This window comes from Burkholderia theae (assembly GCF_048565265.1).
Taxonomy (GTDB): domain Bacteria; phylum Pseudomonadota; class Gammaproteobacteria; order Burkholderiales; family Burkholderiaceae; genus Burkholderia; species Burkholderia theae.
This window is the reverse complement of sequence record NZ_CP183463.1, coordinates 389743-413144: the sequence shown is the minus strand read 5'-3', so window position 1 is coordinate 413144 and position 23402 is coordinate 389743. Positions and strand designations below refer to the sequence as shown.

Genomic DNA, 23402 nt, shown 5'->3' with positions numbered 1-23402 from the left:
GAATGTCCAGTTACTTTAGAGTCGAACGGTAGCCGCCACAAGCCCGTCTTTCCCTCGCCCGATTCAGGCGGGCTGCGCGTGGGCGGCGTCGAGCGCGTGCCGCACGCCCGGGTCGGCCAGCACGTCGTCGAGCGTCTGGCGGACGCGCTCGAACATCAGGTCGAACTCGCCGGCGGTAAAGCTCAGCGCCGGCGCGAAACCGAGTACGCCGTCGCCGAACGCGCGGAACACGATGCCGTTCGCGTAGGCGGCCGCCGTGATCCGGTCGGGCACGTTCAGCGCCGGGTCGAAGCGCGTCTTGCGCGCCTTGTCGGCCACCAGTTCGAGCGCACCGAGCAGGCCCGCCGAACGCGCATCGCCAACCAGCGGGTGGTCGCGCAGCGCGGCAAGGCCGGCCGCGAAACGCGGCGCCATCGCCTGGCCGTTCGCGAGCAGCCCGCCGTCGTGGTAGAGCTTCAGCACCTCGAGGCCGATCGCGGCGCTGACCGGATGCGCGGAATACGTCTGACCGTGCCCGACCACCGCGGCATCGGCGCGACTGCCGGCGATCCCTTCGTAGATTTCGTCGGACATCAGTACCGCGCCCATCGGCGCATAACCGGCGGTCAGCCCCTTGGCGACGGTCATCAGGTCGGGCTCGACGCCTTCGGTCTCGCACGCGAACAGCGGGCCCGTGCGGCCGAAGCCGGTGATCACCTCGTCGGCCACGAACAGGATGCCGAGACGCCGGCACGCGTCGCGCATCGCCCTCAGCCAGCCCGCGGGCGGCACGATCACGCCGCCCGAGCCTTGCACCGGTTCGCAGAAGAATGCGGCGACGTTGTCCGCACCGAGTACCGCGACCTTCGCTTCGAGGGCGGCGACGGACGCGGCGATCAGCGCCTGCGGATCGTCGCCGAGCGGGTGCCGGTAAGGGTACGGCGACGGCAGGTGGTGCTGGTCGGCGCGCGGCAGGTCGAAATGGCGATGGAACGCGGGCAGCGCGGTGAGCCCGGCGCCGATCGACGACGAGCCGTGATAACCGCGCTCGAGCGCGATCATGTGTTTCTTCGTCGGGCGGCCGGTCGCGTTGAAATAGTGCGTGATGAAGCGCACCGCGGAATCGATCGCGTCCGAGCCGCCGAGCGTGAAGTACACGCGGTTGAGCGACGCGGGCGCGAGCGCCGCGAGCCGTTCGGCGAGCTCGATCGCGGGCTGCGACCCGAAGTGGAAATAGCCGGTCGCGTAGGGCAGCTTCGCCATCTGGTCGGCTGCCGCCTTGACGATGCTGTCGCGGCCGTAGCCCACGTTCACGCACCACAGGCCGGAAAACGCATCGAGCAGCGTATGGCCGTTCGCGTCGCGCAGGAAGACGCCGTCGGCGGAGTCGAGCACGGTGACGCCGCGCGCCTCGTGCTCGCGGTAATTGACGACCGGATGGATCAGGTGTTGACGATCGGCTTCGATCAGCGCGGAGTAGGTCATGGCAGGGCGGGTCTCTCGTCGGGTGTCAGCGATGGAGTCATGCTACCGAGCGAGAAATGCGCGCGTGCCGTCAATTTGCCGCGTGAAACGTACGGGTGCGGCGTTTGCACGGCGCGCTTCGGCATTTTCTGCTGCGCCCGCGCGCCGGCGCGCGCGAACGGTCAGTAGCCGCGCGTGCGGTCGACGACGCCGATCATCGGCTGCCCCGCGCGATGCCGCGCGAGGTTCGCGAGCACGGCGTCGACCGCGGTGTCGGGCCGCGTCGCGCTCGCGATGTGCGGCGTGATCCGCACGCGCGGATGCGTCCAGAACGGATGGCCGGCCGGCAACGGTTCGGGGTCCGTCACGTCGAGGATCGCACTGTCGAGCCGGCCGCTGTCGAGCGCCGCGAGCAGCGCGGCCGCGTCGAGCTGCGGGCCGCGACCGACCTGCACGAGCGACGCGCCGGCCGGCAGCGCGTCGAACACGCGCGCGCCGAGCAGCCCGCGCGTGCCGTCCGTCAGCGGCAGCAGGCAGATCAGGATGTCGGTGCGGGCGAGAAACGCGTCCAGCGCCGCATCGCCCGCATGGCACTCGACGCCGTCGAGCGTGCGCGGCGTGCGGCTCCAGCCGGCGCACGGGAAGCCGAAGCGCCGCAGCATGTCGAGCACGGCCTGGCCCAGCGTGCCGAGCCCGAGCACGCCGATACGCCGCGATGCGGCCGCGCGCACTGGCCGCTCGTGCCACACCCCGGCACGTTGCTGCGCCGCATAGTCGAACAGGTCGCGGTGGATCGTCAGGACGGCCTGCGTCACATACTCGACCATGCCGTCGACGATGCCGGGTTCGATCATCCGCACGACCGGGATGTGCGCCGGCACGCGCGACAGGTCGAACTGGTCGATGCCGGCGCCGACGGAGAACACGATCTCGAGATTCGGCAGCAGCGCGACCGGATCGTCGGGCGGTTGCCAGGCGGCGAGGTAGCGGACCGCGTCCGGATCGCCGATGTCGGGCCATATCCGGAACGCGAGATCGGGGGCCAGCTCGGCGAAACGGCGTGCCCATTGCGCGCCGCGCACCGGATCGGCCTTGTAGACGAAGCTCATCGGGCGCGTCGCTCAGCCGAGCGCCTGGTTGACGATCGCGAACGCGCGCAGCGCCGGATCGCGCGCGGGCGCCGCACCGCGCACCATCGCGACGACCGTGTCGACCCGCGGCAACCCGAGCCCCTGCAACCAGTCGGACAGGCCGCTGTCGCCCGGCACGTCGAGCCGCACGAACATGCCCTCGTGCAGCGCGAGCCAGTGGCTGATGAGCGCTTGCGCGCGAAGCGTGTCCGGCGCGATGACCGGTCCGATCGCGTGGCCGCGGCCGAATCGGCGGAACAGTGCGAAGCCGAGCAACTCGCCGTCGCGATCGATCGCGATGCCGTTGGCGATGCCGAGCAGTGCGTCGATCACGCCGTCTCGCGGATAACCGGCCGCCCGCGACGCGAGCGCGGCGAGTCGCGGGCCGTCGTTCGCGCCGATCGGCCGCAGTCGTTCGCCGGGCGGCAGCGAGATCAGCGGCGGCTGGAACGCGGCGCCCTGGTGCTGATCGATCGTGTCGATCACGTCGAAGCCGAATTTCACGTACAACGGTTCGCCCGCCGGCGTCGCATGCAGGAAGATGACCCGCGTGCCGAAGCTGTCGACGATCCGCGCGAGCAGTTCGCGGCCGATGCCGCGGCCCTGGCGTTCGGGCGACACGATGACCATGCCGAGCGACGCGTGCGACTCGCCGAAGCGCCAGCCGAGTGCGGTGCCGACGACGCCGGTCTCGTCTTCGGCGACGAAACCGCTGCCGAGTTGCAGCACGAAACGCCAGTCGTCGACCCGATGCGGCCAGTTGAATGCTTCCGACAGCCGATGCGCGGCGGGAAGGTCGCTTTCGGCGAACGGACGATAGATAAGCGGGCGGGAAAGGTTGAGGTCGGCCACGCCGGACTCCGGATCGGTAGGAATGACGCATCCACTCTGCCAGCGGCGCCACGGTGCGGATAGGACGATTCGCCTGTTTTTCGGCGATCGCGGCCGGTCGCGCGAAATCGACGCAAACCGGTTCGAACGGCGCGACGCAACGCGTGCTGCGTGCCGGCGCGGGCGGTCATTCCGGCAGCTTCTGCTGCGCGATCGCCAGTACGATTCAAGCAGGCAGTGCAGCGCGTTTGGCGCCCGCCGCCCGCCGGGAACGTGCCGCAGATCGTGCCGTGCAGGCCCGGCAATACGCGGCGATCGTGCGTTTCGCGCGGCGCCGAACGATGCGCGAAGGATTTATTGCCCTGATTCAATTGCATTCAACCCAGCCCGTCCCCGGCCCTGCCGGGGCTTCACACCGACAGGACGTCACCATGATCCAATTTGAACCGAAATTCATCACGTTCGACTGCTATGGCACGCTGACCCGCTTCCGGATGGGCGACATGGCGCGCGAGATTTACGCCGACCGCCTGTCGCCGGCCGCGCTCGAGGAGTTCGTGCGCGTGTTCGCCGGCTACCGCCTCGACGAGGTGCTCGGCGCGTGGAAGCCGTACCGCGACGTCGTCGTCAATGCGATCCGGCGTACCTGCAGCAAGCTCGGCGTGAAGTTCGACGAAACCGAAGCCGAACGCTTCTATCTCGCGGTCCCGACCTGGGGCCCGCATCCGGACGTGCCGGCCGGCCTGTCGCGGCTCGCGAAGAAGTACAAGCTGGTGATCCTGTCGAACGCATCGGACGACCAGATCATGAGCAACGTCGACAAGCTCGGCGCGCCGTTCCACGCGGTGTTCACCGCGCAGCAGGCGCAGTCGTACAAGCCGCGCATGCAGGGGTTCGAGTACATGTTCGGCAAGCTCGGCTGCGAACCGCAGGACGTGCTGCACGTGTCGTCGAGCCTGCGCTACGACCTGATGACGGCCGAGGATCTCGGGATCAGGCACAAGGCGTTCGTCAATCGCGGCCACGAGCCGGGCACGCCGTTCTACAACTACCACGAGGTGGCCGACATCGGCGATCTCGCGACGCAACTGGGCCTGTAAGCGGCGCGCCGGCTGCGCGCGCACCTGTCGTGCGGCGCGCCGCCGTGTGCGTGCGATCAGCGCACGGATCGAGGGTAATTACCGATGCGGTACCGTTCAAGCTGGAGCCGCCAGCGCCGATATATGTACCGAATGGTTAATATATCGAGGCTCCCGCATGAAGTTGTCCACGAAACTGCTGATGCTCGTCGCCGCCGCGCTGCTCGGTGTCACTTTGCTTGCCGCCATGTCGCTGCACACGCTGCGCGGCGCGCTGATCGACAGCCGTCGCGAAGAGATCGTGATTCTGTTGACGAAGGCCGAACACCTGGTCAATTCGTACCGCGCGCTGCAGGCGAGCGGCACGCTCACGGCGGATCAGGCGCAGCAGCAGGCAAAGGCCGCGCTGTCGGCGCTCAACGCGGATACGAAAAGCTACTACTGGGTCACGACGGCCGACGGCGTCAACCTGGTTCATCCGAACGCGAAGTTCATCGGCACCCGGGCCAAGGGCAACCGCACGACCGCTGGCCTGACCGATAGCGAGGCTTACCGCGCCGGCATGGCGCAGGCGCATTTCGCGCTCGTCGACGTGCTGGTCAAGCGCAGCCCCGACGCGGAGCCGGAGCCGAAACTCCAGGGCGTGGTTGCCATTCCGGACTGGGACTGGTGGATCGGCACGGGATTCTTTTACGACGATATCAACGCGGCGTTCACCCGGCTCGCGATGGTGCTGGGTGCGATCGCGCTCGTGATCGCCGCGACGCTGGCGGCCATCGCATGGGGCGTGCTGCGCAGCGTCAGGCGCACGCTGGGCGGCGAGCCGGCGCACGCGGCGCACATCGCGGCGCGCATCGCCGCCGGCGAACTGGACGTCGAGTTCGATGCGGCAAGGGCCGCGCCGGGCAGCCTGCTCGCGGCGCTCGGCGAAATGAAGGCGCGGCTGACCGAGACGATCGCCGAAATCCAGACCACGACCCGCTCGATCGCCGTCGGCACCGGCGAGATCGCGCAAGGCAACCTGGACCTGTCGCAGCGCACGGAGGAACAGGCCGCGTCGCTGCAGGAAACGGCCGCCAGCATGGAACAGATCACGTCGACGGTCAGACAGAATGCCGAGCATGCGCGTCAGGCCAATGTGCTCGTCACCACGGCCAAGGAGGCGACCCAACTCGGCGGTGCCGCCGTGCAGGAAGTCGTCGAAACGATGCGGCAGATTTCGGACGAGTCGGTGCGGATCGCCGACATTACCGCCGTGATCGAAAGCATCGCGTTCCAGACGAACATTCTTGCGCTCAACGCAGCCGTCGAAGCGGCGCGAGCCGGCGAGGAAGGGCGCGGGTTCGCCGTCGTGGCCGCGGAGGTCCGCTCGCTGGCCCAGCGCAGCGCCGCGGCGGCGAAGGACATCAAGGGGCTGATCGAGGTGTCGGCCGAGAAGGTCGGCAGCGGCAGCCGGCTCGTCGAGGCGGCGGGCGCGCGCATGACGGAGATCGTCCGGTCGATCGACCGCGTGGCCGACATCATGGGCGAGATCTCCACGGCCTCCGCCGAGCAAAGTACCGGCATCGAACAGGTCGGCAAGGCGGTGACGCAAATGGATGAAGTCACGCAGCAGAACGCCGCGCTCGTGGAGCAGGCTGCCGCCGCCGCTTCGTCGCTGGATGAACAGGCGGCACGCCTGAGGTCCGCGGTCGCGGTGTTCCGGCTGGCCAACTGAGCGGCCGGCCCGCCGTCTCGGGAATGCCCGCGGGTGCGGATGCACCCGCGTCAGAAAATCACATACACCTTGCGCATCGTCTCGCGCACGTCCCACAGCCCTTCGGTGTTCGCGGCAAAGAACAGCGTGTCGCCCGCGCCGAACGCGATCGCTTCCTCGCCGTCCGGCGCAAACGTGCCGGCGCCCGCGAGGAAATGCATCACCTCCGCTTCCTTCACGCCGCGTCGATACGTGCCCGGCGTGCATTCGAACACGCCGGTGTCGAACGCCTCGCTGCCCGGGATCACGACCTGGCGGCCCGACACGCGGGCGGGCTCGGTGCCGGGCAATCCGGCCGTGCCCCAGTCTTCGGGCAAGTCGATGTCGACGGAGCGGGCAATCTTCTGAACTTTCATGCGTGGGTGTCCTTGCGGGTGGGGGGAGTCGCCCTCGCGCAGCGGCTGCGAGGGCGGCTCACTGTCGCATGCGCGCGGGGCCGGCGACTAGGACGTTTCGCTCGTTTCGGCCCGCGCGCGCGATCGACGCACAACATGCGGTTTGAGGCCGCCGAACGCGTTTCGGATGCCGAACGGGCAATTTTGTCGGTGCAATCTGCGGCGGCCGCCGCTTTACGATTCCCTGTGTCACGCATGTGTCGCGAGTCGATCGGGAAGCGGCGGCAGCCGACGCGAACGCGCAGCGGATCATGCTGCGCGGACGGCCCAAAACGGTCGAATCGTGTCGTGCAGGCGCCCCGAATCGCGACAACCCGCATTTTGGCGGTGCTTAAATGAACTCAATGCGTACGACGTCGTGCTCGCCACCAGCAGGCGGGCGCGGCGGGAATCTCGAACCACGCTGGACCCCAGGACCCACTTTCCACAGTCAGGAGCAGTTCGGATGAGCGACGATATCGACAACGGCGGAGATCACCGCGGCTTTACGCGCCGCGACATGATGCGGGTCATGGCGGCGGGCGGCATGATGGCCACCGGGGCCGGCGGGCTGCTGATGGGTGCGCACCCGGCGTTCGCCGCGCCCGCGCCGAAGCGCGGCGGCAAGATCCGCGTGGCGAACGAATCCAGCTCGACGGCCGATACGCTCGACCCGGCCAAGGGCTCGACGGGCGCCGACTACATCCGCTTCTTCATGTTCTACAGTGGCCTCACGCAGCTGGATGCCAGCCTGACGCCGCAGATGAACCTGGCGGAGTCGCTGCGCACGAGCGACGCGAAGACCTGGGTCATCAAGCTGCGCAAGGGCGTCACGTTCCACGACGGCAAGACGGTCGGCCCGGCCGACGTCGTGTTCTCGCTGCTGCGCCACAAGAATGCGGCCACGGCGTCGAAGGTCAAGACGATCGCCGACCAGTTCACCGACGCAAAGGCGACCGGCCCCGACGAAGTCACGCTGACGCTCGCGAGCGCGAACGCGGACCTGCCGGTGATCCTCGCGACGCCGCAGCTCGTGATCGTCAAGGACGGCACGACCGACTTCACGACCGGCATCGGCTGCGGCCCGTACAAGCTGAAGACGTTCAAGCCGGGCGTGACGACGGTCGGCGTGCGCAACGACAGTTATTTCAAGCCAGGGATGCCGTATCTCGACGAGATCGAGCTGATCGGCATCAGCGACAGCGCCGCGCGCCTGAACGCGCTGCTGTCGGGCGACGTGCATCTCGTGAATGCGGTCGACCCGCGCTCGACGCAGCGTGTCGCGTCGACGCCCGGTTATGCGCTCAAGGAAACCAAGTCGGGCCTGTATACCGACCTCATCATTCGCAGCGAAAACCCGCTGACCGCCAATCCGGATTTCGTCGAAGGCATCAAGTACCTGTTCGACCGCGAGCAGATCCGCTCGGCGGTGTTCCGCGGTTACGCGGTGATCGGCAACGACCAGCCGATTCCGCCGGGCCATCGTTACTTCAACGCGTCGCTGCCGCAACGGCCGCACGATCCGGACAAGGCGAAATTCCTGTTGCAGAAGGCCGGTGCGCTGGGCGCCGCGCTGCCGCCGATCTACGCGACGTCGGACGCGAACGGCTCGATCGAGATGGCCGTGCTGCTGCAGCAGGCCGGCCAGAAGATCGGACTGAACCTGCAGGTGAACCGCGTGTCGGCCGACGGCTACTGGTCGAACCACTGGATGAAGCACCCGCTCGGCTTCGGCAACATCAATCCGCGTTCGAGCGCCGACGTGCTGTTCACGCAATTCTTCAAGTCGGATGCGCCGTGGAACGAGTCGGGCTGGAAGAACGCGAAGTTCGATCAGTTGCTGCTCGCCGCGCGTTCCGAGACCGACGATGCGAAGCGCAAGCAGATGTATGGCGAGATGCAGGTGATCGTCGCGCAGCAGGGCAGGATCGGCATTCCGGCCTTCATCAGTTTTCTCGACGGCTACGACAAGCGGCTCGGCGGTCTCGGCTCGATCCCGACCGGCGGGATGATGGGCTTCATGTTCGCCGAGCACGTGTGGTGGAACGCTTGACGCCGCTGCCCGCCACGGTCGCGTTGCCGGTGCGGATGCCCGCGCCGGCAACGGCCACACCTTTCCGGAGTGCTGCTCAATGAACCGCATTCTGCTCGGATTGATTGGCCGCCGCATCGCGGTCACCGCGCTGACGCTGCTGCTCGTGTCCGTGATCATCTTCGCGATCACGAACCTGTTGCCGGGCGACGCCGCACAGGCCGCGCTCGGCCAGTCCGCGACGCCGGAAACGGTAGCCGCGCTGCGCCAGCAGTTCGGTCTCGACATGCCGGCCCACGTGCGCTACGTGCACTGGCTCGCGGGCCTGCTGCACGGCGATTTCGGCCGTTCCCTGTCGAGCGACATGCCGGTGTCCGACATGATCGGCGGACGCCTGCCGAAGTCGCTCACGCTCGCGGCGATCACGACCTGCGTCTCGGTGCCGATCGCGCTGGTGCTCGGCATTCTCGCGGCGGTCAAGCGCGAGTCGGTGATCGACCGCGTGATCAGCCTCGGCACGCTGTCGCTCGTCGCGACGCCGGAATTCCTGATCGCGACGGTCGCCGTGCTCGTGCTGGCGGTGAAGCTGCACTGGCTTTCCGCGCTGTCGTACAGCGGCCCGATCGAAAGCGTCCACGATTTCCTGCGCGCGTATGCGATGCCGGTGCTGACGCTGTGCGCGGTCGTGATCGCGCAGATGGCACGGATGACGCGCGCCGCGGTCATCGAGCAACTGAGCGCATCGTATGTCGAGATGGCCGTTCTCAAGGGCGCGAGCCCCGCGCGTGTCGTGCTGCGCCATGCGCTGCCGAACGCGATCGGGCCGATCGCCAATGCGATCGCGCTGAGCCTGTCGTATCTGCTCGGCGGCGTGATCGTCGTCGAGACGATCTTCAACTATCCGGGCCTTGCCAGCCTGATGGTCGATGCGGTCGGCAACCGCGATTTTCCGCTCGTGCAGGCGTGCACGCTGATCTTCTGCGTGGCCTATCTGACGCTCGTGCTGTTCGCCGACCTGTGCTCGATCGTGTCGAACCCGAGACTGCGGACCTGACCGTCCCGTCCTTCTCCCGAGATGCCGAACATGCACCCGACCGAACCCGTACAACGCAGCAGCGCGCTGCCGCCGCCCGGCGATCCGCGCCCGTCGTGGGGCGACACGCCGCCTGCCGCGCCTTCTCCCGAGCAACCGCGCAAGCGCCGCGCGATGCGCCCCGCATTGACGACCGGCGGCTGGATCGGCCTGTCGATGGCGAGCCTGATGCTGTTCATCGCGGTGTTCGCGCCGCTGCTCGCGCCGCACGACGTCGGCACGATCGTGACGCCTGACGTATTCGCGCCGTTCAGCGCGAAGCTGCCGTTCGGCTCGGACTTCCTCGGCCGCGACATGCTGAGCCGGATCCTGTACGGCACGCGGCTGACCGTGCTGCTCGCGCTTGCGGCGGTGCTGCTCGCCGCGCTGACCGGCACGACGCTCGGGCTGCTCGCGACGGTGTCGGGCCGCGTGGTCGACGAGACGATGAGCCGCGTGCTCGATGCGCTCACGTCGATCCCGTCGAAGATGTTCGCGCTGATGATCGTCGCCGCGTTCGGCTCGTCGCTGCCGCTGCTGATCCTGACGGCCGCGATCAGCTACATGCCGGGCTCGTACCGGATCGCGCGCGCGCTGGCGGTCAACATCAGCACGCTCGAATTCGTGCAGGTCGCACGGGCGCGCGGCGAGAGCGCGCTGTACATCGCGTGCGTCGAGATGCTGCCGAACATGATTCACCCGATGCTCGCCGACACGGGCTTGCGCTTCACGTTCGTCGTGCTGCTGCTGAGCGGCCTGAGCTTTCTCGGGCTCGGCGTGCAGCCGCCGTACGCGGATCTCGGCTCGCTCGTGCGCGAGAACATCGCCAGCCTCGGCGACGGCTCGGCCGTCGCGATCATGCCCGCGGTCGCGATCGCGATCCTGACGGTGGGCGTCAACCTGTTGATCGACGGCTTGCCGCATCGCGGCCGCCGCAAGGGTGCGGCCGCCGCCGCGGGAGCACACTGATGCGACACGAATCGAACCCGCTCGTCGAGGTGCGCGGGCTGCGCGTGGTCGGCGGCCGGCCGGGCGGTACGGAAACGACGATCGTCGACGGTGTCGACTTCGACGTCCGGCGCGGCGAGGTGCTCGCGCTGATCGGCGAATCCGGCTCGGGCAAGACGACGATCGCGCTGTCGCTGATGGGCCATGCGCGCGCCGGCTGCCGGATCGCCGGCGGCTCGGTCAAGCTCGACGGTGCGGACGTCTGCACGCTGTCCGCGCAGGCGCTGACCGCGCTGCGCGGCCGCCGGGTCGCGTACATCGCGCAGAGCGCGGCCGCCGCGTTCAACCCGTCGCGCACGATCCTCGACCAGGTGATCGAGAGCGCGCTGATCCACCGGACGCTGACGAAGCGCGACGCGCAGGCGAAGGCGGTCGAGCTGTTCCGCGCGCTCGCGCTGCCGGAGCCGGAGACGATCGGCAAGCGTTATCCGCACCAGGTGTCGGGCGGCCAGTTGCAGCGCCTGATGGCGGCGATGGCGCTGATCACCGATCCGGAGCTGGTGATCCTCGACGAGCCGACGACGGCGCTCGACGTGACCACGCAGATCGACGTGCTGCTGGCGTTCAAGAGCGTGATCCGGCGCTACGGGATGAGTGCGGTGTACGTGTCGCACGACCTGGCCGTCGTCGCGCAGATGGCCGACCGGATCATCGTGCTGAGCGACGGCGTGATCCGCGAATCGGGTGCGACCGAGCAGATCCTGCATGCGCCCGTGCATCCTTACACGCAGAGCCTGATCGCGGCGGTCGCGCCGGGCGATGCCGAACGGGCGGCGAGCCTCGCGCCCGCCGCGCCCGCGCCGCTGCTCGACGTGCGTGGCGCGATCGCCGGCTACGGCGGCCGCACCGCGAAAGGCTGGCCGGCCAAGGTGATCCTGCACGAAGTGGACCTGCGCATCGGGCGCGGGCAGACCGTCGGCGTGATCGGCGAATCGGGTTCCGGCAAGACCACGCTCGCGAAGGTGATCGCGGGCCTGGTGCCGGCCACCGGCGGGCAGATCCTGCTCGACGGCGAGCCGCTCGCGCTCGACATCGGCAAACGCACGAAGGAGCAGCACCGGCGCGTGCAGATCGTATTCCAGAACGCGGATACCGCGCTCAACCCGGTGCATACCGTCGAGCGTACGCTCGCGCGACCGCTCGCGTTCTATCACGGGATCAAGGGCGCGCGCGCCCGGCGGCGCGTCGCGGAACTGCTCGAGCTCGTGCGGCTGCCGCAGGCCGTCGCCGGGCGGCGCACCGGCGAGCTGTCCGGCGGGCAGAAGCAGCGCGTGAACCTCGCGCGCGCGCTCGCGGCGGAGCCCGACCTGATCCTGTGCGACGAGGTGACGTCGGCGCTCGATACCGTGGTCGGCGCCGCGATCATGGACTTGCTGCGCGAACTGCAGGCGAAGCTCGGCGTGTCGTACGTGTTCATCACGCACGACATCGCCAAGGTGCGCGCGATCAGCGACGACATCGTCGTGCTGTACGCGGGCCGCCGGGTCGAGACGGGCAGCCGCGACGCGCTGTGCGCGCCGCCTTATCACCCGTATTCGCACCTGCTCGTGTCGTCGGCGCCGGAACTGCGCGCGGGCTGGCTCGACGATGCGGCCGAGCGCTGCCACCAGCCGCTGGTGCCGATCGGCGCGAGCGCGGACAACGCCGCGCTGTGCCCGTTCCTGTCGCGCTGCGCGATGCGGGTGGACGGCGTATGCAACCGGACGGCGCCCGTGCTGCGCACCCTCGACAACGGCGCGCAGGTGCTGTGCCATCGCAGCGAGGACGACCTGACGCGCTTCCAGGCGGAGCCGCCCGTTGCGGCCGCCGTGCCGTCGCAACCGGTGCGCCTGTAGCCCATGCCACGCCATTCACTCGTCGCGCTGGTTTGCCGATGGCCGTTCCGTCGGCGCCGGGCGCGACGCACCCCGGAGTCATCCTGATGAACAGTTTCGATCCGGCCGTCGTCGCGGTGCGCAGCGCGCACTTCATCGGCGGCGCATTCATCGACGGCGCGGCGGCGCTCGACGTGCGCAGGCCGTCCGACGGCCACGTGTACGCGACGCTGCCGATCGCCGACGCGACGCTCGTCGACCACGCGGTCGAGAACGCATGGCATGCGTTCAAGACGAGCGACTGGGCGCGCCGCGCGCCGCGCGAGCGGGCGCGCGCGATGCGGCGCTGGGCCGACCTGATCGAGGCGGATGTCGCGACGCTCGCGCCGCTGGAAGCGGTCGGCTCGACCCGGCCGATCGCCGACGCGGCGCGCTGGGACGTGCCGTTTACCGCCGAAGGCATTCGTTTCTACGGCGAGTGGGCGGACCGGATCGGCGGCGAAGTCGCCGCCACGCGCAGCGATCATCTCGGGATGACGATCGCGGAACCGTACGGCGTGATCGCGGCGATCGCGCCGTGGAACTTCCCGCTGGTGATGGCGTCGTGGAAGATCGCGCCGGCGATCGCGGCCGGCAATGCGGTCGTGCTGAAGCCGTCCGAGATGACGCCGTTCTCGGCGCTGCGGCTGGCCGAACTCGCGATCGAGGCGGGGATTCCGCCGGGCATCTTCAACGTCGTGCAGGGCGACGGCCGGACGACCGGCGATGCACTGTGCCGGCATCCGAGAATCGGGAAGGTGACGTTCACCGGGTCGACGCAGACCGGCGCGGCGATCATGGTGGCGTGCGCGCAATCCGGCACGAAACCCGTCACGCTCGAACTCGGCGGCAAAAGCCCGCAGCTCGTGTTCGCCGATGCGCCGAACCTCGATACGGTCGCGCGGCGTGTCGCCGCCGCGATCGCCGGCAACGCGGGGCAGGTGTGCGTTGCCGGTTCGCGGCTGCTCGTGCAGCGCGGGATCGAAGCGCGCTTCGTCGACCGGGTTGCGGCCGCGTTCGCCGAGTTGAAGCCAGGCATGACCTGGGCGGCCGGCACGACGCTCGCGCCGATCGTGTCGCAGCCGCAGCTGCAGCGGATCGACGCGATCGTGCAGCGCACGCTCGAAGGCGGCGCGCAGGCGGTCGCGGGCGGCGCGCGCATCGCGCTCGCCGGCGATGGGGCGTTTTACGCACCGACGATCCTGACCGGCGTGACGACGCAATCGCCGGCCGTGCGCGACGAAATCTTCGGGCCGGTGTTGACCGTGCAGACGTTCGACGACGAGGACGAGGCGCTCGCGCTCGCCGCGCACGACAAGTACGGGCTCGCGGCCGGCGTGCATACGGCCGATCTCGGGCGCGCACTGCGGATGATGCGCGGCCTCGAGGCCGGCACCGTGTGGATCAACCGTTATGGCCGCACGTCGGATTTCGTGATCCCGACCGGCGGTTACAAGCAGTCGGGCATCGGCAAGGATCTCGGTCGTTACGCTTACGAGGCGAACCTGCGCTTCAAGAGCGTGCTGATCGACATGTCGGTGGAGGCGTGACGGATGGCGCCGGCGCATGTCGAGCAGGGTGTGCTGCCGCGGCCGTGCAAAACAGCGTTTGATGCGCGCGCCGCGCGCCAATACGCGGCAACTGCGCTTTTTGGCGATGATTAAATGGTTTTCACCGGGCGGCGATCGTCCGAGCGCGGAATGCTCACGAAGGATCCGATGAAATTCGAATCGTACTGGCTGGATACCCGACCCGCCTTTGGCGCCGGTAGCGAAGGGCGCGTCGAAGGGCGTGCCGACGTGGTCGTGATCGGCGGCGGCTTTACCGGATTGTCGGCGGCGCTGGCGCTCGCGCAGCGCGGCGTGTCGGTCGTGGTGCTCGAAGCCGCGCAGGTTGCGGCGGAGGCGTCCGGCCGCAACGGCGGTCAGTGCAATACGGGCGTCGCGCAGGACTATGCATCGCTTGCCGGACGAATCGGCGCCGTGCAGGCGAAGCAGTTCTACCGCGCGTACGAAAGCGCGGTGAAGAGTGTCGAGACGATCGTTGCCGACCATGCGATCGACTGCGATTTCCGGCGCGCCGGCAAGCTGAAGCTTGCGGCGAAGCCGCAGCATTTCGCGGGGCTCGCGAAGACCTTCGACGCATTGCGGCGCGACGTCGATCCGGACATCGAACTGATCGAACCGTCGCGGATTCGCGACGAGGTCGGCTCCGACGGCTTCCACGGCGGCCTGTTGCAACGCAACGGCGCGCAGATGCACATGGGCAAGTTCGGCGTCGGACTCGCGCAGGCCGCCGCGCGGGCCGGCGCACGCATCTACGAGCATGCGGCCGTCACGCAGCTCGAGCGGCTCGACGGCGAGCGCCACGCGATTACCTGCACGCGCGGCACGATCGTGGCCGATCGCGTGCTGGTCGCGACCGGCGCATCGCAGCACGGGCCGTTCGCGTGGTTCCGGCGGCGCATCGCGCCGGTCGGCAGTTTCATCGTGGTGACCGAGCCGCTGCCCGACGCGCAGCTGAACCGGCTGCTGCCGCACCGCCGCGCGTACGTGACGTCGCGCCATATCGGCAACTACTTCCGCGTGACGCCCGACAACCGGCTGCTGTTCGGCGGCCGCGCGCGCTTCGCGATGTCGAGCCCGCGCTCGGATGCGAAAAGCGGCGATATCCTGCGCGCCGGGATGGCAGCCTATTTCCCGGCGCTCGCGAACGTGCGGCTCGACTATTGCTGGGGCGGTCTCGTCGACATCACCGCCGACCGCCTGCCGCGCGCGGGCCAGCACGACGGCGTGTATTACTCGATGGGATACAGCGGCCATGGCGTGCAGATGTCGGTGCACATGGGCCGCGTGATGGCGGACGTGCTGTACGGCGCGGCCGCATCGAATCCGTGGCGCGAGCTCGACTGGCCGGCGATGCCGGGCCATTTCGGACACGCGTGGTTCCTGCCGTTCGTCGGCGCGTACTACCGGCTGCAGGACATCCTGCACTGAATGATGAACAGCGACGCGGCGGGCCGGCCGGTGTGCGGGCCGCTCGCGCGACAGGAGGGTTGCAGATGACAGGGCGATTCGTTCGTCTCGCCGAAACCGGGCGCCGTCCGGTTGCATTCAGCGTCGACGGCCGCGCGGTGACCGGGCTCGAGGGCGATACGCTGCTCGTCGCGATGCTGACGCAGACCGGCCACGTGCGGCAGTCCGAGTTCGGCCCCGAGGCGCGGGCCGGGTTCTGCCTGATGGGCGCGTGCCAGGACTGCTGGGTCTGGACCGCCGACGGCGAGCGCCTGCGCGCGTGCACGACCGTCGTGCAGGCGGGCCTCGACATCGTCACCCGCCAACCGGAGGCGCAATGGTCGAGCCTCGCGTAATCGTCGTCGGCGCCGGGCCGGCCGGCGTGCGCTGCGCGCAGACGCTGGTGGCAGCCGGCGTGCGGCCGCTCGTGATCGACGAAGGGCGGCGCGACGGCGGCCAGATCTACCGGCGTCAGCCCGACACGTTCTCGCGCCCCTACGAAAAGCTGTACGGCACCGAGGCCGTGCGCGCGCAAGACCTGCACGACACGTTCGAGCGCCTGCGCGCGTCGCTGGACTACGCGCCCGATACGCTCGCGTGGAACGTGTCCGGCGGCGCGCTCTACACCGCGCACGATGGCGCGTCCGAGCGCCGCCCGTACGACGCGCTGGTGCTGTGCCCGGGCGCGACCGACCGGCTGATGCCCGTCAAGGGCTGGCAGTACGCGGGCACGTACAGCCTGGGCGCGTCGCAGATCGCGCTGAAGGCGCAGGCCTGCGCGATCGGTGCGAACGTCGTGTTCATGGGTTCGGGCCCGCTGCTGTATCTCGTCGCGAACCAGTACGTGCAGGCCGGCGCGAACGTCGCAGCCGTGCTCGACACGTCGCCCGCCGCGAACCGGCTGCGCGCGCTGCCGAAACTGCTCGCGCGGCCCGACGTGCTCGTGAAGGGCATCGCGCTCACCCGTGCGCTGAAGCGTGCCGGCGTGCGCATCGAGCACGGGATCGAGCCGCTCGAGATTCACGGCGATCCCGCGCAGGGCGTGTCGGGCGTCAGTTTTCGCACGGCCGACGGCACCGCCGCGGTCATCGATTGCGACGCGCTCGCACTGGGCTACCACCTGCGCGCGGAGACGCAGCTCGCGGATCTGGCCGGTTGCGCGTTCCGCTTCGACGGCGACACGCGGCAATGGCTGCCGCAGCTCGACGACCTGGGACGCAGCTCGGTCGCGGGCGTCTATCTGGCCGGCGACGGCGCGCGCGTGCTCGGCGCGGACGGCGCGGAAGCGGCGGGCCGCCTCGCGGCGCTCGCGGTGCTGACGGATCTCGGGCGGCCGGTCGACGCACGCGCGGTCGCCGCGTTGCAGCGCGAACGCGCGAAGATGGGCCGTTTCAGCGCGGGGCTCGCGCAGGCGTTTCCGTGGCCCGCGCAACAGGCCGCGACGCTGTCCGACGACACGATCCTGTGCCGCTGCGAGGGCGTGAGCGTCGGTGAGTTGCGCCGCGTGATCCGCGACGAGGGCGCGTGCGAAGCGAATCGCGCGAAGGCGTTCAGCCGCGTCGGAATGGGGCGCTGCCAGGGCCGTTACTGCGGCCACGCGGGCGCCGAGGTGATTGCCGCCGCGGCCGGTGTGCCGCTCGAAGCGGTCGGCCGTCTGCGCGGACAGGCGCCCGTGAAGCCGCTGCCGGTCGCGCTGCGTGCGGCGGGCGGGCCGCCCGCGCCGCGGGCCGAAGCCGCGGCGATGACGGGAGACGAATGATGCGGGCCGATGCGGATGTCGTGATCGTGGGCGGCGGCTTCATGGGGGCCGCGGCGGCGTTTTTCCTGCGCCGGCGCGGCCGCTCGGTGATTCTGCTCGAACGCGGGCTGATCGGGCAGCAGGCGAGCGGCACCAACTTCGGCAATGTGCGACGCCAGGGCCGATTCCTGCCGCAATTGCCGCTGGCGAACCGCTCGCGCGAGATCTGGGGCCGCATGCCCGAACTGATCGGGCACAGCGCCGAATTCCTGCAGACCGGGCACGTTCGCGTGTGTTACCGACAGGAGCAGGACGACTCGTTCGACGTTTATGCGCGCGAGGCCGCGCATTACGGGCTGAAGCTCGACCTGTATCGCGGCGCGTCGATGCGCGCGAAGTTTCCGTTTCTCGGCCCGGAGGTGCTGAGCGCGTCCCATTCGGCGCTGGACGGCCATGCGAACCCGCGGCTCGCCGCACCGGCGTTCGGCCGTGCGGCGGTGCGCGCGGGGGCGCGGATCGAGGAGAACACCGCGATCGCGACCGTCGAGAAGGACGGCGATACATTCCGCGCGACGAGCGAAGACGGGCGCGTGTTCTGCGCGCCGAATCTGCTCGTGACGGCCGGCGCGTGGGGCAACCAGCTCAGCACGCAGTTCGGCGAGCCGGTGCCGATCGCGGTCAACGGGCCGCAGATGTGCGTGACGGAGCCCGTGCCGTATTCGATCCTGCCGTCCGTCGGCGTCTCGTCGCCGCAGATCGAGGAAGTCGTGTACTTCCGGCAGGTCGAGCGCGGCAACATCGTCATCGGCGGCTGCGCGCGTGCGCCGGCCTATCTCGACGAACGGCGCGCGAAGGTGCTGCCCGAGAGCACGCTGCTGCAGTTCACGCAGCTCGCGCGCGTCGCACCGGCGCTGACGCGGCTGAACATCATTCGCGTATGGAGCGGCGTCGAGGGCTACATGCCGGACGATCGGCCGATCATGGGGCGCAGCGCGAAGGTCGACGGGCTGTATTACGCGTTCGGCTTCTGCGGGCACGGTTTCCAGCTCGGGCCGGGCGTCGGCGACACGATGGCGGAGCTGATCGACACGGGGGCGACGAGCACGCCGATCGATCCGTTCGCGATCGCGCGCTTCGCGGCGCCGGCCGACGCGACGCACGCGACGACCTGATGGAGCCTCGCATGGCCGACGTTTTTCATTCTGCTGGTGAGCCCGCGTCGATCCGCCCGTTCGGTGTCGCGCAATCCGTGTCGCATGCCGTCGGCGGCGCGCTGCGCATCATCGAGACGTCGTACGCGCAGCCGTTGAGCATCGAGGCGCTCGCGACGGTCGCCGGGCTGAGCGTGTCGCGGTTTGCCGCGCGTTTTCGCAGCGAGCTGGGCGTTTCGCCGCATCGTTATCTGTGTCTCGTGCGGGTCCGGCGCGCGCAGGACCTGCTGCGCGCGGGGCTGCCGCCGTCGGTCGTCGCGACCGAGGTCGGGTTTTTCGACCAGAGCCATCTGTGCCGCCATTTCCGCCGGGTGCTCGGGCGCACGCCGCGCGATTACGTCGACGGGCCGCGCGCGGCGCGATCGAATTCGACGACGTCGGGATCGTGTCCCACACCGCGCGAGACGGATACGCTGGCCCTTCGGTGAGCCCGGACACGATGACACCGGGACCTCGCCGAGTCATCTCGCACCTGCGTACGAACGATCAGTCTTTCCGCGTGTCCGGCTTCCGAACCCGATAGGGCGCGAGGTGGTTCGAATTGCCGTCCCGCCATTGTTCGAGGTCGCGCCACAGCGCCGGGCGTGCATGGTCGCGTCGCGGCAGATTGATCAGGTACGCGATGCCATCCACATTGACCACCACGCCGGAGTCGGGCAGGGTCGTCGGAATGCCGGACAGCGGTTGATCCGCATCCGGTTCGGCGGGCGTGCCTGCGCTGGGCGGGTGTTGAAGCATCATGCGAATTCTCCGTGGCGCCGTGACGGCGCGTCAGTATCGGACACGCCCGATCAAACCCAGCGGGTCGATCGCGTGCTGGACGGCAGCGGCGAGCTGCCGCGGTTCGGCCGGGACAAGCTTCCGGTAGTACGCGACATTGACCGGGCCGACGCCATGTTCCGCGCTGAAGCACCCGCCCGCGCGCACGACGCGGTCATACAGCGCGCCGCGCAGCGCGACCTGCTGCAGCGGTCCGTACCGTTGCGCAATGGCGTGCGGGATCGACACGACGAGATGGCAGCCGCCGTCGCCGAAATGGCCGAACGCATGACAGCGCAGCGACGGATGCGCGGCCGCGATCCACTGCTCGGCGTCGGTGATGAACGCGGCAAGCGCACCGCGCGGAAACGACACGTCGAACGACAACGGGATGCCGTCCTGCGCGACCGCGGCCGGCAGTGCATCGCGGATCCGCCAGAATCGTTCGGCCGGCGCGCAGGCCGCGTCGAGCACCACGCGTTCGTTCGCGAGCGCGTCGAGCGTGGCAAGGGCGCGCTCCTCGAGCAACGCATCGAGCCCCGGCATGCCGGTCGCGATCTCGACGAGCGCGTAGCACGCGGCATCGCCGGCCGCGAACGGGACGCGCAATGCCGGAAACGCGGCGGCGACACAGCCGACCGCGGTCGCCGACATGAATTCGAACGCCGACAGCATCTCGCCGAACGCACGCTCGAACGCGAGCAGGCCGGCGAGCGCCGCATCGTACGACGCGAACGCGACGAACGCCGCACAGGACGAGCGTTCCAGCGGCGCGAGCGCGAACGATACGGCCGTCACGAGCCCGTTGGCGCCGTTCGCACCGATGAAGCACTGCGTGACGTCGAAGCCCGCGTTGCGCTTGCGCAGCGGCGCGAGCGCGTCGATCACGGTGCCCGCCGCGTCGGCAAGCACGACTTCGACGCCGAGCACGTTGCGGCGCACGTCGCCGTACTTGATGAGACGGCTGCCGCCCGCGTTGGCGCCGACGAGGCCGCCGGCCGCCGGATCGCTGCCGAGATCGATCGGCAGGCACAGGCCGGCTTCGGCCGCCACGCGATTGAGGTCGGACAGGCGCACGCCGGCCTCGACCGTGATGCTGCGATTCGCCGGATCGAACGCGCGAATGGCACGCATCCGGTCGAACGACACCACGCACTGCGTGCCGCTGCGATCGGGCACGGCGGCGCCGACGAGCCCGGTGCGCGCGCCCTGCGCGACGAGTGCGATCCGGTGCGCGACGGCGACGCGTGCGAGCGCGCTCGTGTCGGCGGTCGATGCCGGTCGCGCGACGCCCAACGCCACGCCGCCGATCAGCGCCGCGTCGGTCGCGTACGGCTCGCACGATGGGCCTTCGAGCCAACCGTCGCCGAGCGTCGCGGCGAGCGCGCGCTGCTGCGCAATGCGTTCGGGCAGCGCGTTCATCGTCAGTTCGCCCGCACCAGTTGCTTGCGCAGCCGGCCGCGCACGACGACCAGCGCGAGCAGCGGCACGACGCCGCCCCACAGCGGGCTGTGCCGCATCGTGATCGACACCGCGAGCGCGACGGCGGTGACGGCGAGCAACACGAGCGACAGCGAACGCGCGCGCGCATGGTCGACGAATGCGCCGTCGACGAAACCGCCGTCCGACCACGCGGTATGCACGATACCGACGACCAGCACGCAGACGAGCATCGCGGCCGGCCCGAGTTCCTCGCCCCACAGGCGGCTACCCGTCGGCGACACGATCGCGAGCACGGCGCCGATCACCAGGAACAGGTCGACGCCGAGCGCGATGCTGTTGCGGTCCGCGCGGCGGATCAGCCACGCGCCGTGCACGAGCGCGAGCACGCCGCCGATCAGGAACGCGTGCGTCCAGCGCACGTCCGGCTGCCCGGGCCCCAGCCGGCCGTAGAACAGGAACACGATCGCGGGCAGGAAGTTGCTGGCGTGCAGAAGGTAGTCGGTTATGGGATTGGTCGATTTCATCGGGATTTTCTCCATCGTCGAAACAGCGGGCGACGCGTCATGCGTCATGCCAGCGGAACAGCCGCGCGGCGGCGAACAGGAACAGCGCCGTGCTCGCGGTCATGCCGAGCAGTTGCGGCGCGAGCTGTGCATACGGCGCGCCGTCGACCAGCGCGCCGCGCAGCGCAACGGCGAACTGGTTGGTCGGCAGGAACGCGAGCACGGCCTTGAGCCATGCCGGTGCGTCGTGCATCGGAATCGTCAGGTCGCTGAAGAACAGCAGCGGGTAGTAGGTGACGTTGCACGCGAGTTCGGCGGCCGCCAGCGAGCGGGTCCGGCTCGCGAGCAGCACACCGATGCTCAGCACCATCGCCGCGCCGAGCAGCACGATCGGCAACGCACGCAGTCCGTCAGGCGACGCGATCGGCAGCGCGATGCCGAACGCGACGCGCGCGACCGTCAGCAGCACGAGCGCCGACAACGCCATCATCACCATCCGCGCGACGATCAGTGCGGCCAGGAACACGCCGCGCGAGACCGGGAAGCACACGTACAGCTTGAACGTATTGCGTTCGCGCAGCGCGGCGATCGCGGTCGTCGTCGAATTGAGGCCGATCGCCATGAACGCCATCACGAGAATGCCGGTCGCGAAGAACGCGCCATAGTCGAACGGGCGGCGCGCCGGTGCGGCGTTCTCGAAGCGCGCCTGCGCGGCGGGCAGCCCGAGCCGCTGCGCGTCGCAGCGCGCAAGCGCGATCTCGACGACCCGCGATGCGGCCTTGACCGCGAGCGAGCCGTTGAAGTCGTAGCGGATCGTCGCCGGCGTGCGTTCGTCCGCACCCAGCACGACGGTGACGCGATCGGCCGCCGCGCCGCTGCCGCCGAAGGTCGCCTTGACCGTGTCGCTGTGCGACAGGCTTGCGACGATCTGCGCTTCGCATGCGCGGCTGTAAGCGGTGGGGCCGCCGGGCACGTCGAACGCGATGTCGGCCGTGCCGAGCGAGCCGGACCCGCCGAACGCGAACAGCATCACGCTCAACAGGAACACCGGGAACACGAGCGTCCAGAACAGCGACGAGCGGCTGCGCAGATAACCGAGCAGCTCGTTGCGAACGAGGATCAGGAAGACCTTAGTCATGGGCAGGGCCCTCGGTGCAGAGACGCAACAGGTCACCCGGCGTGCTGGGCGCGAGCGCGAGATGCTGGATGCCCCGTTCGCCGACGATCCGGTGCACGTTCGGATGCAGCGTCGCGTCGCCGAACACTTCGACGACGTGCGCCGCCGACACGCGCACGCCGGTCACGCCGGGCAGCGCCGCGAGCCGCTTGCGCAGCGCACGCGCGTCGGCTTCGTCGCGGCAATGCAGGACCGCGCGCGCTGCGCCGACGAGTTCCGCCTGCAGCGTCGCCTTGTCGCCCTGGTAGCGCACGCCGCCGTCGCGCACCCATACGAGATCTTCGACGACGGCCAGCTCTTCTTCGGAATGGCAGATCATCGCGACGCTCGTGCCGCGCGCGCGGTCGCGCAGCAGGTCGATCACGACGCCCGCATAACGACGGTCGAGGCCGGTGAACGGTTCGTCGAGCACGGCCAGTTCGGGCCGGTGCGCGAGCGCGACGTAGAGGTCCACGCGCTGGCGCTGCCCCTTCGACAGCGCGCGGCACGGCTTGTCGAGCAGTTCGGCGATGCCGAGTGCGGCGGTGATCGCGGCATCCGCATGCACGTACATCGCGCGGTGCAGCGCGACGATCTCCGAGATGCGCAGATGGTCGGGGTACTCGACCTTCTGCAATTGCGCGCCGAGCCGCCGCAGCGACGGCGTATCGCGCATGAAGCGCTCGGCCGGCACGTCGAGCACGCGCACGTCGCTGCCGCCGCGCCGGAAGCCGAGCAGCGTTTCGAGCAGCGTGGTCTTGCCGGAGCCGTTCGGCCCGACGATCGCGGTGATCGCGCCGAGCCGGAACCGGACGTGGCGCGCGGAGAAGCGGAAATCGCCGGCCGCGACGTCGATCGCGCGCGCGCCGAGCGCCGCGCCCGGCGCATGCGCATCGGGCAGCGGCTGCGTGCCCGAACGCTGCGGCCGGTCGAATGCGGTGTGCGGGCCGAACATCGCGCGCACGGAAGCGAGAAACGAGACGCTCATGGTCGGGATCCT

Annotated in this window: 21 protein-coding genes; 12 read left to right on the top strand and 9 right to left on the bottom strand. The window is 69.5% G+C overall.

The window, feature by feature from the left end:
• Positions 1-63: 63 nt before the first annotated feature.
• The 3 genes from ACN22W_RS34645 to ACN22W_RS34635 all read right to left on the bottom strand — a co-directional run bounded on the left by ACN22W_RS34645 (position 64) and on the right by ACN22W_RS34635 (position 3425).
• Entirely contained in the window at positions 64-1464 is a 1401-nt protein-coding gene (locus tag ACN22W_RS34645; RefSeq protein ID WP_419690541.1) for an aspartate aminotransferase family protein, read from the bottom strand.
• A 161-nt stretch (positions 1465-1625) separates the two neighbouring features.
• Entirely contained in the window at positions 1626-2552 is a 927-nt protein-coding gene (locus ACN22W_RS34640) for a 2-hydroxyacid dehydrogenase (RefSeq protein WP_419690540.1), read from the bottom strand.
• Between the two features lie 12 nt (positions 2553-2564).
• Complete coding sequence (locus tag ACN22W_RS34635; RefSeq protein WP_419690539.1) at positions 2565-3425, bottom strand: GNAT family N-acetyltransferase; 861 nt, start codon at positions 3423-3425, stop codon at positions 2565-2567.
• Between the two features lie 410 nt (positions 3426-3835).
• On the opposite strand from ACN22W_RS34635, the gene ACN22W_RS34630 reads away from it, so the two are divergent.
• The gene (locus tag ACN22W_RS34630) at positions 3836-4504 is read left to right on the top strand and encodes a haloacid dehalogenase type II (protein WP_419690538.1); all 669 of its coding nucleotides are present in this window, start codon (positions 3836-3838) and stop codon (positions 4502-4504) included.
• Between the two features lie 157 nt (positions 4505-4661).
• On the top strand, positions 4662-6200 hold the full coding sequence (locus ACN22W_RS34625; RefSeq protein WP_419690770.1) for a methyl-accepting chemotaxis protein: 1539 nt from the start codon (positions 4662-4664) through the stop codon (positions 6198-6200).
• A gap of 50 nt (positions 6201-6250) precedes the next feature.
• Here the strand turns inward: ACN22W_RS34625 and ACN22W_RS34620 are convergent, their stop codons facing one another.
• Positions 6251-6595, bottom strand: a complete 345-nt coding sequence (locus tag ACN22W_RS34620; RefSeq protein WP_129518326.1) for a cupin domain-containing protein — start codon at positions 6593-6595, stop codon at positions 6251-6253.
• A gap of 484 nt (positions 6596-7079) precedes the next feature.
• Between ACN22W_RS34620 and ACN22W_RS34615 the strand changes: the two genes are divergently transcribed.
• The 10 genes from ACN22W_RS34615 (at position 7080) to ACN22W_RS34570 (ending at position 18969) form a co-directional block, all read left to right on the top strand.
• Positions 7080-8666, top strand: a complete 1587-nt coding sequence (locus tag ACN22W_RS34615; protein WP_419690537.1) for an ABC transporter substrate-binding protein — start codon at positions 7080-7082, stop codon at positions 8664-8666.
• A gap of 79 nt (positions 8667-8745) precedes the next feature.
• The gene (locus tag ACN22W_RS34610; protein ID WP_419690536.1) at positions 8746-9699 is read left to right on the top strand and encodes an ABC transporter permease; all 954 of its coding nucleotides are present in this window, start codon (positions 8746-8748) and stop codon (positions 9697-9699) included.
• 30 nt (positions 9700-9729) lie between these two features.
• Positions 9730-10686 (top strand): ABC transporter permease, encoded by a 957-nt coding sequence (locus tag ACN22W_RS34605; protein WP_048248960.1) that lies wholly within the window; start codon positions 9730-9732, stop codon positions 10684-10686.
• Positions 10686-12560: an ABC transporter ATP-binding protein gene (locus ACN22W_RS34600; protein WP_419690535.1), complete on the top strand. Its 1875-nt coding sequence runs from the start codon at positions 10686-10688 to the stop codon at positions 12558-12560. The genes ACN22W_RS34605 and ACN22W_RS34600 overlap by 1 nt, the downstream gene beginning before the upstream one ends.
• 86 nt (positions 12561-12646) lie before the next feature.
• Positions 12647-14128, top strand: a complete 1482-nt coding sequence (locus ACN22W_RS34595) for an aldehyde dehydrogenase family protein (protein ID WP_419690534.1) — start codon at positions 12647-12649, stop codon at positions 14126-14128.
• Positions 14129-14296: 168 nt separating this feature from the next.
• Positions 14297-15574 carry an NAD(P)/FAD-dependent oxidoreductase gene (locus ACN22W_RS34590; RefSeq protein ID WP_419690533.1) on the top strand — a complete coding sequence of 426 codons (1278 nt, stop codon included), beginning with the start codon at positions 14297-14299 and terminating at the stop codon, positions 15572-15574.
• A gap of 65 nt (positions 15575-15639) precedes the next feature.
• Positions 15640-15948 (top strand): (2Fe-2S)-binding protein, encoded by a 309-nt coding sequence (locus tag ACN22W_RS34585; protein ID WP_419690532.1) that lies wholly within the window; start codon positions 15640-15642, stop codon positions 15946-15948.
• Complete coding sequence (locus ACN22W_RS34580; RefSeq protein ID WP_419690531.1) at positions 15930-17351, top strand: FAD-dependent oxidoreductase; 1422 nt, start codon at positions 15930-15932, stop codon at positions 17349-17351. The genes ACN22W_RS34585 and ACN22W_RS34580 overlap by 19 nt, the downstream gene beginning before the upstream one ends.
• Complete coding sequence (locus ACN22W_RS34575) at positions 17348-18502, top strand: NAD(P)/FAD-dependent oxidoreductase (protein WP_419690530.1); 1155 nt, start codon at positions 17348-17350, stop codon at positions 18500-18502. Before ACN22W_RS34580 ends, ACN22W_RS34575 begins: the two co-directional genes overlap by 4 nt.
• A gap of 11 nt (positions 18503-18513) precedes the next feature.
• Positions 18514-18969 carry a helix-turn-helix domain-containing protein gene (locus tag ACN22W_RS34570; protein WP_419690529.1) on the top strand — a complete coding sequence of 152 codons (456 nt, stop codon included), beginning with the start codon at positions 18514-18516 and terminating at the stop codon, positions 18967-18969.
• A gap of 58 nt (positions 18970-19027) precedes the next feature.
• On the opposite strand, the gene ACN22W_RS34565 is transcribed toward ACN22W_RS34570, so the two are convergent.
• The 5 genes from ACN22W_RS34565 to ACN22W_RS34545 are packed head-to-tail and all read right to left on the bottom strand — an operon-like array spanning position 19028 to position 23390.
• On the bottom strand, positions 19028-19282 hold the full coding sequence (locus tag ACN22W_RS34565; protein WP_419690528.1) for a hypothetical protein: 255 nt from the start codon (positions 19280-19282) through the stop codon (positions 19028-19030).
• A gap of 30 nt (positions 19283-19312) precedes the next feature.
• Complete coding sequence (locus ACN22W_RS34560) at positions 19313-20722, bottom strand: FAD-binding oxidoreductase (RefSeq protein WP_419690527.1); 1410 nt, start codon at positions 20720-20722, stop codon at positions 19313-19315.
• 2 nt (positions 20723-20724) lie between these two features.
• Positions 20725-21267 (bottom strand): permease, encoded by a 543-nt coding sequence (locus tag ACN22W_RS34555; protein WP_129518314.1) that lies wholly within the window; start codon positions 21265-21267, stop codon positions 20725-20727.
• 37 nt (positions 21268-21304) lie between these two features.
• The gene (locus ACN22W_RS34550) at positions 21305-22384 is read right to left on the bottom strand and encodes an ABC transporter permease (protein ID WP_419690526.1); all 1080 of its coding nucleotides are present in this window, start codon (positions 22382-22384) and stop codon (positions 21305-21307) included.
• Complete coding sequence (locus ACN22W_RS34545) at positions 22377-23390, bottom strand: ATP-binding cassette domain-containing protein (RefSeq protein ID WP_419690525.1); 1014 nt, start codon at positions 23388-23390, stop codon at positions 22377-22379. Before ACN22W_RS34545 ends, ACN22W_RS34550 begins: the two co-directional genes overlap by 8 nt.
• Positions 23391-23402: the final 12 nt, after the last annotated feature.